Source organism: Bradyrhizobium stylosanthis (assembly GCF_001641335.1).
GTDB lineage: Bacteria > Pseudomonadota > Alphaproteobacteria > Rhizobiales > Xanthobacteraceae > Bradyrhizobium > Bradyrhizobium stylosanthis.
Genome location: NZ_LVEM01000004.1, coordinates 985355 through 1001826 on the forward strand (window position 1 = coordinate 985355; position 16472 = coordinate 1001826).

Annotated in this window: 11 protein-coding genes; 7 read left to right on the forward strand and 4 right to left on the reverse strand. The window is 66.6% G+C overall.

Annotated elements, in window-relative coordinates:
• The first annotated feature begins 51 nt into the window (after window positions 1-51).
• The 4 genes from A7X65_RS31005 to A7X65_RS31015 all read left to right on the forward strand — a co-directional run bounded on the left by A7X65_RS31005 (window position 52) and on the right by A7X65_RS31015 (window position 8752).
• Complete coding sequence (locus A7X65_RS31005) at window positions 52-6492, forward strand: non-ribosomal peptide synthetase (protein WP_063692420.1); 6441 nt, start codon at window positions 52-54, stop codon at window positions 6490-6492.
• A 142-nt stretch (window positions 6493-6634) separates the two neighbouring features.
• Window positions 6635-6802, forward strand: coding sequence for a hypothetical protein (locus A7X65_RS42875; RefSeq protein ID WP_167358307.1), 168 nt, complete (start codon window positions 6635-6637; stop codon window positions 6800-6802).
• Between the two features lie 241 nt (window positions 6803-7043).
• On the forward strand, window positions 7044-7775 hold the full coding sequence (locus A7X65_RS31010) for a 4'-phosphopantetheinyl transferase family protein (RefSeq protein ID WP_063692422.1): 732 nt from the start codon (window positions 7044-7046) through the stop codon (window positions 7773-7775).
• Complete coding sequence (locus A7X65_RS31015; RefSeq protein ID WP_063692423.1) at window positions 7772-8752, forward strand: LLM class flavin-dependent oxidoreductase; 981 nt, start codon at window positions 7772-7774, stop codon at window positions 8750-8752. The genes A7X65_RS31010 and A7X65_RS31015 overlap by 4 nt, the downstream gene beginning before the upstream one ends.
• A 184-nt stretch (window positions 8753-8936) precedes the next feature.
• On the opposite strand, the gene A7X65_RS31020 is transcribed toward A7X65_RS31015, so the two are convergent.
• From A7X65_RS31020 to A7X65_RS31030, 3 genes are all read right to left on the reverse strand, one after another.
• Entirely contained in the window at window positions 8937-9962 is a 1026-nt protein-coding gene (locus tag A7X65_RS31020) for a histone deacetylase family protein (RefSeq protein ID WP_063692425.1), read from the reverse strand.
• A gap of 239 nt (window positions 9963-10201) precedes the next feature.
• Window positions 10202-11140 carry an SMP-30/gluconolactonase/LRE family protein gene (locus A7X65_RS31025; protein WP_063692427.1) on the reverse strand — a complete coding sequence of 313 codons (939 nt, stop codon included), beginning with the start codon at window positions 11138-11140 and terminating at the stop codon, window positions 10202-10204.
• A complete protein-coding gene (locus A7X65_RS31030) occupies window positions 11097-13169 on the reverse strand; it encodes a PQQ-dependent sugar dehydrogenase (RefSeq protein ID WP_063692429.1) in 2073 nt (690 codons plus the stop codon). Before A7X65_RS31030 ends, A7X65_RS31025 begins: the two co-directional genes overlap by 44 nt.
• Window positions 13170-13371: 202 nt before the next feature.
• Between A7X65_RS31030 and A7X65_RS31035 the strand changes: the two genes are divergently transcribed.
• The gene (locus A7X65_RS31035) at window positions 13372-13605 is read left to right on the forward strand and encodes a DUF6894 family protein (protein WP_063692431.1); all 234 of its coding nucleotides are present in this window, start codon (window positions 13372-13374) and stop codon (window positions 13603-13605) included.
• Window positions 13606-13615: 10 nt separating this feature from the next.
• The gene (locus tag A7X65_RS42880) at window positions 13616-13792 is read left to right on the forward strand and encodes a hypothetical protein (RefSeq protein ID WP_167358308.1); all 177 of its coding nucleotides are present in this window, start codon (window positions 13616-13618) and stop codon (window positions 13790-13792) included.
• 177 nt (window positions 13793-13969) lie between these two features.
• Here A7X65_RS42880 and A7X65_RS31040 read toward each other — a convergent pair whose 3' ends face one another.
• Entirely contained in the window at window positions 13970-14743 is a 774-nt protein-coding gene (locus tag A7X65_RS31040) for an enoyl-CoA hydratase-related protein (RefSeq protein ID WP_063692638.1), read from the reverse strand.
• A gap of 117 nt (window positions 14744-14860) precedes the next feature.
• On the opposite strand from A7X65_RS31040, the gene A7X65_RS31045 reads away from it, so the two are divergent.
• A complete protein-coding gene (locus A7X65_RS31045; RefSeq protein ID WP_063692433.1) occupies window positions 14861-16450 on the forward strand; it encodes a gamma-glutamyltransferase family protein in 1590 nt (529 codons plus the stop codon).
• Window positions 16451-16472: the final 22 nt, after the last annotated feature.

The following is a 16472-nucleotide window of genomic DNA, read 5'->3' on the forward strand; positions in this document are numbered from 1 at the left end:
GGACGCGTTCCCTAACTCTTGGGAAGAATAGCCCAATCAGATCAAAAGGGAATGGCATTGTCGGACATTGCATCCACAGCGGGATCGGCCGGCGCGAGCCTCGAAGCGAAGGCCTTTTCCCATATCGGCGCCCTCCTCGACTTCTACGCGCGCAGAATGCCTGCGGCGCCCGCCCTTCTCGCCCCTGGCCGGCCGGCCCTCCTCTATGGCGCACTTGGCGAGCGGATCGGGGACATGGTGCGCACGCTGCGCGGTCTCGGCATTGCGCCCGCCGACCGGGTTGCCGTCGCGCTGCCGCGCGGCGCGGACAGCGCGCTGGCGCTGATCTCGGTCGCGTCGAGCTGCGCCTGCGTGCCCGTCAATCCGGACCTGACGGCCGACGAGCTGCAACGCTATTTCAGCGAATTGAAGCTGACCGCGCTCGTCACCCGCGCCGACATGAACTCCGCCAGCCGCGACGTCGCCAGGATGCTCGATATCGCAGTGATCGATTTCGTGCCGGGGCCGAAGGACGATCTCGGCGGCGGCACGTTCACCGGCCCGTCCGTCGGGCCGGCGAGCACGCGCGGCGTCTCGCGTGAGGACGACGATGCCTTCATCCTGCTGACGTCGGGGACGGCGGCGCGGCCGAAAATGGTGCCGTTGACGCATCGCAATGTGTGCCTCTCCGCCCAGAATGCCGGGCTCGTGCTCTCGCTCACGCCCCATGATCGCCTGCTCAACGTCCTGCCGCTGTTTCACGCCCATGGCTTGATCTCGGGCCTGCTGACCGCGCTCGCCGCCGGCTCCAGCGTGATCTGCACCGAGGGGTTCGACGCCGCATCCTTCTTCGGCTGGATGCGTGAGCTGCAGCCGACCTGGTACACGGCAGTGCCGACCATTCATCGTGCGCTGCTGACCGCGGCGGAATCTGATCCGGACCGCGCCCGGGCCTCGTCCTTGCGCGTGATCCGCTCCGCCTCGGCCTCGCTGGCGCCCGCGATCCTTGCCGGACTGGAGGCGACGTTCGGCGTCCCCGTGCTCGAGACCTACGGCATGACGGAGGCGGCGTCGCAGATCGCGGCCAATCCGTTCGAGCTGCGCAAGGTCGGATCTGTGGGGCGCGCCGCGGGACCCGAGATCGCGATCATGGACGAGACCGGCCGTGCGCGCGCGAGCGGCCAGCACGGCGAGATCGTGCTGCGCGGCGCCAACATGTCGCGTGGCTACTATAATGACGATGCGGCGACTGAGGTGGCCTTCCGTGATGGCTGGTTCAGGACCGGCGATCTCGGCTATCTCGATTCCGACGGTTACCTGTTCATCGTCGGCCGCATCAAGGACGTCATCAACCGCGGCGGCCAGAAGGTCTCGCCGCTGGAGGTGGAAGACGTCCTGTTGAGCCATCCGGCGGTGCTGGAGGCCGGCGTGTTCGCCGTCCCGCACCAAAAGCTCGGCGAGAACGTCGCTGCCGTCGTGGTGCTGCGGCCGAATTCGGAGGCGAGTTCGGACCAGCTGCGCCAGTTCGCGCGCAAACGTCTCGCGGCCTACAAGGTGCCGAGCCTGATCCGCAGTGTCGCGGCGCTTCCGAAGGGCGCCAGCGGCAAGGTCAAGCGCAACGCGCTGGCAGATCTGATCGCAGCGCCGGGCGACAGCCATGACGCGCAGCTTCCGCGCAATACGCTGGAGACCCAGCTTGCGGACATTTGGGCCGGCCTCCTCGAGCTGCCGCAGGTCGGCGTCGATCAGGACGTGTTCGCGCTCGGCGCGGATTCGCTGGCGGTGACGCAGATGCGCTCTCGCCTGCGCGAACGCTTCAACGTCGACTTCTCGTTCGAGGACATCTTCGATTGCGCCACGGTCACCGCGCTTGCGGCCCGACTGGAGACCGCAGCAACGCGTCGCGAAGCACTGCCGGCCTGGCGCCAGGCCAATGCTGCGGCAGCGGACGCGCCGCTGTCGTTCCAGCAGCAGCGGATGTACGTGCTCTCGCGGCTCGACCCGACGCGCTACAATTACAATGTCGTCGAGGTCGCCGTGCTCAAGGGCGCGGTCGACGTCGCCGCGCTGTCCGCGGGCCTCACCGCGATCTGCGCACGCCACGAGGCCTTGCGTTCGGTCTTCGTCGAACGGCAGGGCGAACCGGCGCAGCGCGTGCTGCCAGCTCCGCCGCGGTTCGAGCGGGTCAAGCTCAAGCCCTGCCCCGCGAGCAAGCAGGCCGCCGTCGTCAGGCGGGAGGCGCTCAAGCTCGCGCAATACGAGTTCGACCTCGCGCGCGAGGCGCCGCTGAAGGTCACGCTGCTGTCGTTCGACAAGACCAACCACGCGCTGGTGGTCAACATCCATCACCTCGTCACCGACGGCTGGTCGCAGCGGCTGTTCTGGGAAGAGCTGGCCGCGCATTACGCCGCCGCCCGCAAGACCAGCGTGGCGGCGCTGCCCTCGCCCACCTTCCAGTATCGCGACTTCGCGCTCTGGCAACAGAGCTGGGCGCAGACGCCGGCGGCCAGGGAGCAGCTCGACTTCTGGAAGGCCCAGCTCGACGGGGTCACCACGCTGCCGCTGCGGACGGACCGGCCGAGGCCCGAGGTCTGGACCGGCCTCGGCGCCCGTCACTATTTCGAGTTCTCCAAAACCCTCTCGGGCGATATCCGCGCGCTGAGCCAAGAGCAGGGCGTCACGCCGTTCATGACGCTGCTCGCCGCCTTCCAGTGCCTGCTGTTCCGTCACACCTCGCACGAGGACGTCGCGACTGGATCGCTGATCGCCAACCGCAACCAGATCGAGAGCGAGCGCCTGATCGGGCTGTTCGCCAACACCCTGATCCTGCGCAACGACTTTGGCGGCGACCCCGGCTTTGGCGAGATGTTGCGGCGGGTGCGCCAGGTCACGCTCGATGCCTACCGCAACCAGGACCTTGCGATCGAGGAGGTGCTGCGCGCGCTGCAGATCGCGCGAAGGACGGACGGCAATCCGCTGTTCCGGATCATGTTCATCCTGCAGAACGCCTCGATCGAGGCGGCGCGCTTCCCCGGCCTGTCGACGCGGCGGCTGGAGGTCGATCCCAAGGTGGCGCGCTTCGACATCACGCTCGAACTGGTCGAGGCCGAGGGATGCTTCACCGGCTTCTTCGAATACGCCACCGATCTGTTCGACGCGGTGACGATCGAAAGCATGGCCGCGCAGTACAGGACGCTGCTGAAGGCGGTCATCGCCAATCCGGAGCAGCGCATCTCGCGTCTGCCGCTGCTGACCGAGGCCGAGCGCCGGCAATTGCTGGCGGAAGGCCGGGGCGTGCCGGCCAACTTCACCGCCCGCGGCAATCTGAGCGAACGCTTCGATCGCCACGCCAAGAAGACGCCGAACGCAATTGCGGTGTCGGACGGCCGCATCTCCATGAGCTATCGCGAGCTGGCGCGCCGCAGCCAGGCGATCGCGCGCTGGCTGGCCCGCGAAGGCGCGGGGCCCGAGACCGTGGTCGCCTTGCTCGCGGAGCGTGGCCCCGACCTGCTCGCCGCGATGATCGCGGTGCAGCGCGTGGGCGCGGCCTTCCTCAATCTCGATCCCGAGCAACCGCCGGCGCGGCTCGCAACCATCCTCGGATCGAGCTGCGCAAGCATGCTGCTGACCGGGCGCGCGCAGTCATCCATGGTCGGCTCGCTGCTCGAACCGCTGGTCGGGCGTATCCTGGTCGCCGAGCTCGACGACACGGCCGCGCCGACGGCGGCGAGGCCCGCCCGTGCCGCGCGGCGCACGGCCGCGAGCCTTGCCTATCTCATCTACACGTCCGGCTCCTCCGGCGCGCCGAAGGGCGTCATGATCGAACAGCGCGGATTGTCGAACCATCTGGCCTCCCTGATTTCCGAGCTGAAACTGTCGGCGAAGGACGTGGTCGCGCAGACCGCGCCGCAGAGTTTTGTCATCTCGGTCTGGCAGTTCCTCGCCGGGCCGATGGTGGGCGCGCGCGTGCATGTCTGCGCCAACGCGATCGTCCAGGACCCGATCCTGCTTGCCCGTGAGATCGAGCGCGAAGACATCACCGTGCTGGAGATCGTGCCGTCGCTGCTGCGCGTGATCCTCGACCGGATGGACGAGGCGCCGATCCGGCGCGCCTTCGCAAAGCTGCGGCTGCTGATCTCGACCGGTGAGCCGCTGCCGGTCGATCTCTGCCGGGCCTGGTTCGCGCGCTGCCCGAAAGTGCCGCTGATCAATGCCTATGGTGCGTCGGAATGTTCCGACGACGTGTCGCTGCATCGCCTGACCAAGGCGCCGGGAAGCGCGACCGGCAACGTTCCGGTCGGCGCGCCGCTGCCGAACACGCAGCTCTATGTGCTCGACGCAAATCTCCAGCCGCAGCCGGCCGGCGTGACCGGCGAGCTCTGCATCGGCGGCGCCGGCGTCGGCCGCTTCTACGTCAACGATCCCGCGCAAAGTCGGCAGCGCTTCCTGCCCGATCCGTTCTCGCGTCAGGCAGGCTCCCGGCTGTACCGCACCGGCGATCTCGCCCGCCGCCGCACGGACGGCACGATCGAATGCCTCGGCCGCGCCGACCATCAGGTCAAGATCCGCGGCTACCGCATCGAGCTCAAGGAGATCGAGAATGCGCTCGCCGGCCATCCGGGCGTGCGCGCCGGCATCGTCGAGCCGCGCCGCGAATCCGGCGGCGATGTCAGGCTGATCGCCCATATCGTCGCCAAGCCCGGCAGCCGGATCAGCGCCAGCGAATTGCGCGACTTCCTGAAGAGCCGGCTGCCCGGCCATGCCATCCCCTCCGCCTTCCTGTTCCTGGATCAGGTTCCGCTCAACGCCCATGGCAAGATCGACCGGTCCGCGTTGCTGGCGCCCGCACAACAGGAAAGTTCCGGCCCGGATGCGGCCGTGCCGGCGCGGCGTTTCACCGAAAAGGTGCTCTCCGACATCTGGATCGACCTGCTGAAGGTCGAGAGCATCGGCATCACCGACAATTTCTTCGATCTCGGCGGCCACTCGCTGCTGGCGGGCCGGGTGATGGCGCGCATCGCCCGGGCGCTCGGCGTGTCGCTGCCGATCAAGACCATCTTCGAGGCGCCGACGGTCGAGGAGCTCGCGCGCTGGGTCGACGAGGCCACGGCCGCGAAGGCACCCGTGCCCGCCGCGAGCCTGTCGCGGCTGGTCGCAAACGGACCGCCGACGCTCTCGGTCGCGCAGGACCAGATGATTCGCATCGAGCAGAACCTGCCGGGCCTGCCGCTGTTCAACCTGCCCTTCGCCTTCCGGCTCGATGGCGCGCTCGATCCGGCCATCCTCGCGCAAGCGTTCGGCGACATCGTGCGCCGTCACGAATCGCTGCGGACCGGGTTCGGCTGGAACGGCGACGAGCCCGTCAGCCGCATCGCCACCCCGAGCGAACTCGGTCCCGTCCTCACCGTCGAGGCCATTGGCGACGGACGGCTGCACAACAACAAGCGGCGCAAGGCGCTCGAGCTCAGGAAGATCGAGCTCCTGATCGAGCAGGAAACCTATGCTCCGTTCGACACCGCGCGGCCGCCGCTGCTGCGGGCGCGGCTGCTGCGGCTGCATGCCGAGGAACATGTGCTGCTGCTGACGCTGCATCACGCCGTGGCCGACGGCTGGTCGATCGGCGTGCTGTTCGAGGAATTGTCGAGCCGCTATGCGGCGCTGGCCGGGCGCGCTGCGGCGCCGCTGCCGAAGCCGCCGCCGGCCTTCTCCGACGTCGCACGCTGGCAGCGCTGGTGGTGCGGCACCGACGCCGCCCGTCGCCAGGCCGCCGAATGGACGGAGAATCTGCGCGGCGCCGTTCCGATCTTCGAGGGCGAGGCGTCCCCCGGCGCATCCACGGGGCACCATCCGCTGAGGTTCGAGCCCGATCTGATCGCGCGACTCACGACATTCGCCGGTCAGCACAACGGCACTCTGTTCATGTGCCTCCTCACCGCGTTGAAGGCGCTGCTGCTGGCGCAGACCGGCCGCACCGACATTTCGGTCGCCACCGCCATGGCCAATCGCGCCCAGCCGGACACCGACCGAATCATCGGCCCGTTCGAGAACACGGTAATCGTCCGCACGACGATCACGCCGGATCTGTCGTTCGCGCAGGCCCTCGCCCGCGTGCGCCAGAGCGTGCTCGATGCGCATGCGCGGCAGGAGCTGCCGTTCAACATGCTGGCCGACCGTCTCGAGCAGGAGGGGATCGATCCGGCCGCGCTGCTCCAGGTCTATTTCACACTGCAAAATCCGCTGCGCCAGCCGCTCGATTTGCCGGACATTGCGGTGCAATCGATCGGAAACGTCGCGCGCGAGGGCCAGCCGGTGCTGCCGATCGACCAGACCTGGCTGTCGCTGATGCTCAAGGAGCGCCCGGACGGAATCACCGGTTCATGCAATTACAAGCGCGAGCTGCTCGGCGGCGATACGGTCGGCGGATGGATGGAGGATCTTGCCGCGCTGCTCGGCGCCGCCGTCACCCAGCCCAACACGCCGCTGGGCCAGCTGCTCGCTCGCAAGGCGGCATGACCGGCCGTCCAGGACAAGCGAATAGGAGTTCACTCGTCAAAGCTGTGAATGAGCAAGTTGCATCTTGATTATTTGGCGCCAGCGCGCAAGATTATTCTCGCGTTTTGATTTGGACGATTATTTTCAACCGGGGGAGTGCATTATGGGTTTCATCAAGTTTACCAAGGGTACCTCGTTGAGCGACAAGGACCGTAAGGCCCTGCAGAAGCTGCTGACCAACGAGAAGAAGAAGCTCCAGTCCGCAATGAAGGACGTCGACGCCAGCCTTTCGATGCTGGGCGGGTCGAAGAAGGCCAAGAAGAAAAAGTAAGACTAGTCGGCGGAGACGCCGCAGGAATCTTCAGGCTTATTTTCGGCCTCCGGTTCGAATTTGGCCGCTCGCTCGTCGAGTTGGGGTCTCGCACAAGCTTGCGTCTGTAAACCGGCCTGCAAATCGACAAGAAATTGCCCGGGTGGACCGTTAGCAACGGTCCACTGGTTGATTCTTGCTCAGTTGATTCTTCCGTCAGGGCCGGGGATTTGGCCTCTGCCTGACGCCAAAGGCCCAATTGATGGCAGACGACACGATTGAATTGTTTGTCGGACTGATCGAGACCATTGATGCGCCGGGCGCGGCCGATGCGTGCCGGCGCCTGCTCTCGGTCGACGAACGGATCCGCGCGGACCGCTTCATGTTCGAGCGGCATCGGCGACAATATATTTTTGCGCATGCCATGCTGCGGCTCGCGCTGTCGAAGGTTGCGCCCAACGTCGCGCCCTCGGACTGGTCCTTTGGGGCCGGCCGCTACGGGCGTCCGTTTGTTGCAGCGCCCAAGACCTCGACCCCTCTGCATTTCAGCCTCTCGCATGCCGATGGCTGCGTTGCCTGCGTCGTCTCGCGGCATGAGACCGTCGGGGTCGATGTCGAAACCGTGTCGCGGCGCGTCGCACCGCTGTCGACCGCGCATCGCTTCTTTGCGCCGGAGGAGGTCGAAACCTTGCGCGGCCTGCCGGAGCCCGCCGCGATCGACCGCTTCTTCGACTACTGGACGCTCAAGGAGGCCTATCTGAAGGCGAGGGGCTTTGGGCTCAATCTGCCGCTCGATGCCTTCGCGATGCAGGTGTCGCGCGAGGCCATCGAGATCAGCTTCAAGCCCGACATCGCCGACGATCCGGAAGGCTGGCGCTTCTCGCTGTGCTCGCCCTCCCCGTCGCACCGCCTCGCGATCGCCGACGGCTCCCGTGCCGACGGCGGCCTCCCCATCTCCCGCAATGACTGGCCGCTCCAGGAAGCGGCTGAATGACGCCCCCGCGGCTGCGCGTCTTTCCCGCAATCTCGCGCAACCGCGATCCCAGGAAATATGTCGCCGAGCTGATGCGGGTGGCCGAGTTTGCCGACCGCAACGGCTTCGAAGGCATTCTGCTGTTCGAAGGCAACGACGTGTTCGTCGAGCCTTGGGCCATGGCCCAGCACATCATGGCGGGGACGACCCGATCCTCGCCGCTGATCGCGGTCAACCCGGTCTACATGCACCCGTTCACGGCCGCGAAATTCGTCTCGTCATTCGCGCAGCTCTACGGCCGCAAGGTCTATCTCAACATGATCACGGGGACCGCGGTCAGCGACCTGCAGGGCCTCGGCGACGAGCAGAGCCATGCCGACCGTTATGTCCGGCTCGGCGAGTACGTCGCGCTGATGCGCCAATTGCTATCGAGCCCGCGGCCGGTGACGGTCGAGGGCCGGTTCTACCGCGCCGGCAATCTGCAACTTCGCCCGCGTCTGCCGGCCGAGCTGATGCCGGAATTCCTGATCGCCGGCCAGTCCGAGGCCGCGCAGCGCGTGGCCCGGGAGACCGGCTGCATCAAGATGCAGATGCTGCCGCCCGATCTCGATCGCGGGCTCGACGCACCCGGCATGAACTTTGGAATTTTCGCCCGCGAGAAAAGTGACGATGCGCGGGAGGCGGCCAAGGCGCGCTTTCGCGACAGCCCCGACGATCGCGAGCTGCTCGCGCTCACCGTGGAGAACAGCGACTCCGTGTGGAAGCGGCGTCTCTATGAGGGGCAGAGCGGCGAACTCCTGGACAACGGCTACTGGCTGCTGCCGTTCCTGACCTTCCAGGCCGACTGCCCCTACCTCGTGGGCAGCTACGAGGAGATCGGCGCGAAGCTGAAGGCGTTTGCGGCGAAGGGGCTGACCACGATCATGCTGGACATGGTCGCGGACGAGTCCGAGATGCAACACGTTTGCAAGGCGCTCGCGGCGAGCGGGATGTTTTGAAGGTGCCTCTGCTCCCTCTCCCCGTTCTTACGGGGTCGCGACGAGCTTCGCTCGCACTGAGAGGGTTGGGGTGAGGGGCATCTCTCCACGCGTGAGATAACCGTGGGACCTGTACCCCCTCACCCGGAATTTGCCTCCGCAAATTCCGACCTCTCCCCGCAAGCGGGGAGAGGTTAAGAACACCTCACCTTGCCTCTTCAAACCCCGCCAGCACCGAGGTCAAATTCGCGCCCAGGATATCGGAGAGATAGCCGCCCTCCTGCACGAACACGGTCGGCAGGCCCATCTTCGCGATGGCCTGGCCGATGCGGCGGAAACCGGGCGTGGTGACTGACAGTCCCTTGAGCGGATCATGCTCGGACGCATCGAGGCCGAGCGCGATGACAAGCGCGCCGGGCGCGAACGACTCGATGGCCTTGCGCGCGAGCTCCATCGCCTGCATGTAGCCGTCATCGCCGGTGCCGATCGGCAGGGGGATGTTGAGATTGGTGCCGAGGCCCGGACCTTCGCCGCGCTCATGCGCATAGCCCCACACATAGGGATAGTACGCGATGGGGTCGGCATGGATCGACACCGTGTAGACGTCGGGCCGCGCGTAGAAGATCCCTTGCGTGCCGTTGCCGTGATGGACGTCGACGTCGAGGATCACGACGCGCTCGTGCTTGAGCCGCAGATGCGCCGCCGCGATCGCGCTGTTGTTGAGGAAGCAGAAGCCGCCGGCCATGTCGCGATAGGCGTGATGGCCGGGTGGACGGCAGAGCGCGTAGACCGCGTCTTCACCGTCCATCACCATCTGCGCCGCCGTGGTCGCGACATCGGTTGCCGCACAGGCCGCGGCCCAGGTGCCCGGGCCGATCGGCGCCGCCGTGTCGGCGGTGTGCCAGCCGAGCTTGCCGACGATGTGGGTCGGATAGGTCGCGGCGTGCCGCACGGGGTGGATGTTGCCGATCATCTCCGGACCGGAATCGCCGAGCGCGGTCCAGGCGTCCCAGGCTTCGCTCAGGAACGTCAGATATTCCGGGCTGTGAATGCGCGCCCGCGGCCCCTGCCCGAATGCGGTCGGCTCGACCAGCTGATGCTTGCCGTCCTTCAATCCCTTGAGCAGGCGGTCGGCGCGCTCGGGCTGTTCGGTGGTGCGCTTGACGACGCCGCGAACCAGGAAGAATTGCGGATCGTGGCTGCGGTGCAGTTCGGTATGGACGGCTTTCACTCAACACTCCGTGGTCGCGTGCTCTCTGGACGCGTTTTCTTCACGCGAACCGGTACCCACTTCGCTCGAAAACGCTTTGGCGGTGCCACAGAGTCTTGATCGCTGCGGCGGCCAGATGCAAGCAAGAAGAATGCCGCCTCCGCCGCACCGTCCTGCGCCAGAAGCAGACCGCCCGCGATGCTCTTTTAGTTGGGCATGATCTTTTCGGAAAACCGCTGCACACTTTTCCGGATCATGCCCTAGCAGCGCCCGCGCTGGAGGCAGTGCTCGCGGCCCGGCTGGTCGGTGCGGAAGGATTCGATGAAGCCGCCCTGGCGCTGGGTGACGAAGACGGTCTTGCCGTCGCTGCCGCCGAAGGCGAGATTGGTCGGCTCCTTCGCCTTGAGCGTGATTTCGCGCTCGACCGCGCCATTGGGCTTCATCAGCGCGATCGTGCCCTTGAGAATGCGCGCGACATAGAGACGGCCGGCGACGTCGGTGCGCAGGCCGTCGACGGTGTCGGGCTGAAACGCCTTGACCATCTTTGCCGCAGTGAGCTCGTTGCCGTTGATCGCATAGGACCAGATCTGGCCGCTGGAGGATTCCCCGACATAGAGCGTCTTGCCGTCAGGGCTAAGATCGATGCCGTTGGTGGTGCCCATCGCACGCGGCGCCGACATCACCTGGCCCTGCACCGTTCCGTCGGCGGCCTTCGCGATGCGCCAGATGTGGCCCTCGCGCCCCTTCCAGTTTGGATCGCTCGCATAGATGGTGCCGTCGCGGGCGACGGTGATGTCGTTGGGCTGGTTCATCTCGTCGGAGTGAAACCAGACGGCGGCTTCGCTGGCGCCCTTCGGGATCGCGAAGATGTTGTGCTTCTTGTAGTCGGCGACGAACATGGTGCCGCTGCGATCGAAGCGGATCGCGTTGCCGACGCTGCCTTCGGGGAGCGTCGTGAACAGCTCCGAGGCCACACCGCCCGCGGGCAATCTGCCGATGGTGCCGGGCTTGCCGAGATTGACGACGAACAGATTGCCGTCGAGATCGGCGGCCGGCCCTTCGATGCCGAACGTGTACTCGCTGGCGGGCGTCACCTGCACGCTGTCGAACAGCTTTGTGTCGGCAGCGGCTAGCGGCGTCGCGACAAGCAGGATGCTACTGCACAGGCACCAGAAATTCCTGCCGGATGTAATAGCCATCGTCGTCGGTGCACTCGCCATTCAAATAGGGATCGGCCGGCCGGAAGAATCGGCTGAAGCCGGGTTTGTCTACAGCGCTCCTTTGTGTCACGACGACGACCTTTCCGGCCGGTATTTCGCCGCATTCCTTGTTGGTTTTGCCGAAAAACTTGCGTTGCGGCGGGCCGGGCTTGATCCGCATCCGCGTGCCCGGGACCATTTTGGCGACGAGCAGGTCCGCGGTGTCGAGCAGGCGCGTGTAGCCGGGCTCGGTCTTCGGCAGGCTCTCGCCGCCCGGCGGCATCAGCTTCTCGGCACCGAGACCGCGCAGGCGCGTGCGCAGCCTGCCGGCGTCGGGATCACCGGGATAGATCCAGCCGTCCTGCGACAGCATGAATCGCAGCACCGCCCTGTCCTTCTCCGCGTCCGATTGCCCGGCGTTCAGTCCGAAATCCGAATGGCAGCCGACGCAATGCTTCTCGACGAGCCCTTTGCGCAAGGTTGTGAGGCGAACGCTGTTCTGCGCATCCCTGGCCACGAAGGCCGCGAGCTGATCGATCAAGGCCTGGCTGCGCGTGTCGCAGGGCAGCGGCCGAGGCGCTTCGCCCGCGGCGCGATCGATCCGGATCACGGTCTGGTTCTTGTCCTCGACCAGCCAGATCGCGCCGTCCTCCGCGACGGTCATGCCGACGGGGGCTCCGAGCGGCCGCGCGCCGTTGACGCGGTGCCAGCCGGCGATCAGCTCCTCGAACGGCGCTGCGGCGACCTCGCCGGCGTCGGTCTGGAAGCTGTGGGTCGGATCGGCGGCGCAGCTGACGTGATATTGCACCGGCGGGGGGCTGGGCTTGGGAAAACCGTGGTCGTCGACGTCGTAGACGAGGACGCGGCTGCCGGTCGGGCGATAGCCGTGCAGGCCGACCAGCAGCTTGCCGTCCAGCTCCGGGAATTTGGCGCCGTGATAATAGAGCATCGCGAGCGGCGCGCCGTGCGGCGGCATCAGCGACAGCGGCGGCTTGTAGAGCGCACTGGCCGAGCAGAACGACTTGTACGCGCCCGATTGCAGCACGAGCCTGAATTCGGAGCTCGGCGTCGACAGGTCGTAGCAATAGGGCCAGCCATAATGCCGGCCCTGCTCGATCGCGTTGATCTCCTCGTTCGGCTTGAAGATGTCAGGCAGGTCGCGGCCGTTCTCGCCTTGCAGGAAGGCGTAGCCGGTATCCGGAAACATCGGATGCAGCGCCAGCGCCAGCGAATTGCGCAAGCCGCGCGCGTAGACGGTGTGCGGCGGATCGGGGTCTTTCGGCGTCAACGTCGGGAATACACCGCTCGCCGGCGGCGTGAACAGCCAGATCGATGCCAGCGCGGAGGCACCTTCGGCCGCGGCGCAGGGTTTCGTGATCGGCGCCGGCGTGATGCAGTCGTCGCTGTGCGAGCCGACATTGACGAACAGGCGCCCGGACTTGTCGAACACGAATTGCTTCAGCGGATGCGCGCTCTCGTCGAGCCTGGTGCCGTCAGGCAACGTGATCCTGCGGCCCGGCATGTGACGGATGATGGTCTCGACCGTGCCCCGCGGATTGTCCGCGAGCGGATCGAACCGGAAGATCGCTTCGGCGGTCGAGGCATAGAGCTTCTTGTCAGGGCCGATGACCAGGCCGAACGGGTATTCGAGTCCCGTCAGCAGCTCCTTGAATCGCTGTCCCTGCGGCGCGCGCGGATCGAGCAGCAGCAGCCGTCCGTCGGTGTGGCCCCAGCCGCCCATGTCTGCCACCACGAACAGGTCGCGGCCTGGCACCTGGACGATCGAACGCGGAAACTTGAGGCGATCCTCTTCGCTGGCGACGAGGCCGGCACAGAACCCCGCCTTCATGTCGATCTGGATCCTGGGGAAAGCGAGATCGCCGCTGCCGCAGGTCTCGGCGCCGATCGCGTAGCCGCTCTTCCTGACCGGCTCGGACGATGACGGGGCGGGGCTGAGCAGCGCGCCGATCAGGAAGGCTGCAAGCACGTGCAGATTTCGGCGTTCGCTCCGGAATGTGAACTGGTTCACGGTGGCCCCCCGAACTTCCGGCGACGCTTGTTCCACGGCGCCGCAGCGCCGTCCAGTCATCACCTGCCTGTGATTAAACCTGTAACGACTTTGGAGGCGACCAATCTCCGTAGATTCCCTTACCGGGCTCGACCCGAATGTTTCGCGAATGCTTGGGGTGGTATCGGTTTGCCGTCCCAATCGCTTTCTACAGGAGGCGCTAATGGTCCAGGTCTATTTTCACTGCTCGAACCCCGAGGGCACGCTGATCGACCGCTACGGCGCCGCTGTCGCCAATCTGACCGAGGCACGCGACCGCGCCACCCAGATCATGCACTCGATGATCCATACGCCCGGTGCCGAAGATTGGCGCGACTGGGTGATCCATGTCAGCGATGACGACGGCGAGGAGATCTTCGATCTCCCCTTCACCGCCATGCTCGGCAAGCCCCACTGAGGTCGATGTCATGCTGCTTGCTTCGCTCAGCCTGTTCCGCCAGCCCCTGACCTTCGTTGCCAGCAAATGGCAGACGCTGGTGCGGGTCGCCGGCAACCCCTACCGCCCCGAGCTGCACTACATGCGCGGGCCCGGCCCGAAATGGCGCGCCAAATATCAGGCCAGCCGGCTCGACCGCTCGCTCTGAGCGGCGCCTCTTAGAAATTCCGCTAGCGGTCTCTCGTTCGTCATGCCCGGGCTTGTCCCGGGCATCCACGTTTTTGGCACCAAGAAGAACGTGGATGGCCGGGACATAGGCGAGCGGAAGCGACGCCGTCCTTCGGACGGCTGTGCCCGGCCATGACGTCGCGGAGCGGACCCCACCTCACCTCCCCGTAAACCTCGCCTTGCGCTTCTCGACGAAGGCGGTGCGGCCTTCGACGGCGTCTGAGCTTTTCCGGATCGTGGCCTGAAGCTCGATCTCGCGGCGGAACTGGGCCTCATAGGTCGCGTGCTCGCTCTCCTCGACCAGCAGGCGGGTTGCGACCAAAGCGCGCGTCGGGCCCTCGGCCAGACGGCGCGCCAGCACCAGGGCCTCGTCCATCAGCCTGGCATCGTCGACGACCTGCCGCACCAGGCCGATCTCCTGGGCGTGCTCGGCCGTCAGCGGCTCGTTGAGCAGCATCAGCTCGAGCGCGCGCTGCCGGCCGACCAGGCGCGGCAGCAACCAGGTCGAGCCGAGATCGGGCACCAGCGCGATGCGGCTGAACACCTGGATGAAGCTCGCCGAGCGCGCTGCGACAATCATGTCGCCGGCCATCGCCAGGCTGAAGCCGCCGCCGGCCGCCACCCCGTTGACGGCGACGACCACGGGCACACGGCATTCGCGGAGCGCCCTGAAGGCCGGCCAGTAAAACCGCATCACGCCGGCGGCGATGTCCTCGCCGAGCGCCTCGGACGCCTTCAAATTCTGTCCTGAGCAAAATCCACGCCCCTCGCCCGTCAGGATCAGCGCGCGGACGCTCTCGTCGGCGGTCATCCCGGCGATGCCGCCGGCGAGCGCGCCGAGCAGGTCCGGCGTCATCGCGTTCAGGCTTGCGGGCTCATCGAGCGTCAGGATTCCGACCGCCCCATCCCGCGCCTGTTTCACACCTGCCATGTCGCGCCTCCCTTTGTTCTCGTTGGCGGCAATGTGCCATTCTTCACGCTCCCCGCCAATTGCGCCGGCGCGCAGCGCAGCCAACACAGACATCCACACAGAACATCAAGCGACATCATGCCTCATCAGTTCAGCCTCAACCAAACCGTCCGCAAACCCGCCGTTACGTCCAAGGGCGGCATCGTCGCCTCGCAATCGCGGCGGGCGGCCGAGGTGGGCGCGCAAGTGCTGGCGGCGGGCGGCGACTGCGTGGACGCGATCGTCGCAACCACCATGGCGCTGAACGTGCTGGAGCCCTGGAACAGCGGCATCGGCGGCGGCGGAGCGATGGTGCTCTACCGCGCCAAGGAAAATCGCACCGAGGTGATCGACTACGGGATGTGTGCGCCGCAAAGCCTGCGCGTCGCCGATTATCCGCTCAGCGGCGAAGGCGCCGCCTCCGATCTCTTCCCCTGGCCGCGGGTGAAGGGCGATCGCAACATTCACGGCCCCGGCTCGATCGCCGTGCCCGGTGTCGTCGCCGGGATGGAGGAGGCGCATCGCCGCTACGCCAAAATGCCGTGGAAGGATCTGGTCGCGCCGGCCGTCGCGCTCGCCGGCGAAGGCCTGCTGGTCGATTGGTGGACCACGGTGACGATCTCGGGCTCGGCCGCCGATCTCAGGCGCTATCCCGCGAGTGCCGCGGCGTTCCTGAAGGACGGGCTGCCGCCCAGCGCGCCCTGGGGCGTCAAGGCCGAGACGCGGCTGCCGCAGGACACGCTGAAGGCGACGCTGTCGCATCTCGCCGAGGCCGGACCGCGCGATTTCTACCAGGGTGATCTCGCCAGGAGCATCGCCTCCGACGTCAAGGCCGATGGCGGCTCGCTGTCGGTCGAGGACCTCGCCGCGTTCCGCGCACATTCGCGCGAGCCGCTGGCGATCCCCTATCGCGACGGCAAGGTCTATGCGACGCCCGAGCTCACGGCCGGGCCCACCATGGCGCACGCGCTGCGCCTGTTGCAGCAGGCATGGAAGCCGGGGAGCGCGCCGGATGCGGCCGCCTATGTCGAATATGCGCTCGCCCTGCAAGCGGCCTTCCGCGAGCGGCTCAAGGACATGGGCGATGCCGACGGCAAGCGCTCGCTCGGCGCCGAATATCTGGCGCCGGCCTGCACCACGCATTTCTCCGTGGTCGACCGCCACGGCAACATCGCGGCGGTGACGCAGACGCTGCTGTCGTCGTTCGGCTCGAAATATGTGACGCCGCATACCGGCATCGCCATGAACAACGGCATCATGTGGTTCGATCCGACGCCGGGAACCACCAATTCGCTCGCGCCCGGCAAGCGCTGCCTCTGCAACTACACGCCCGTCATCGCGGAGACGAAGGACGGCAAGCGCCTCGCCGTCGGCGCCTCCGGAGGCCGCCGCATCCTACCGTCGGTTATGCAACTGGTGTCGTTCGCGATGGATTACGGCATGGACCTCGATACTGCGATCCATCAGCCGCGCATCGATGCCAGCGAAGGCGCGGTGGTGATCGGCGATGCTCGTCTACCCGAGGGGGTGCGCAAGACGCTGGGCGCGCGCTTCGACTATGAGGAAAGCCGCGTGCAGGCGCTGCCGCAGAAATTCGCGTGCCCGAGCGTGGTGATGCGCGAGGGCGACATAAATTCCGGCGCGGTCGAGATCTTCCAGCCCTGGGCCGATGCAGTGGCCGAATCCTGAGCGCCACGACTCCTCCTTATTT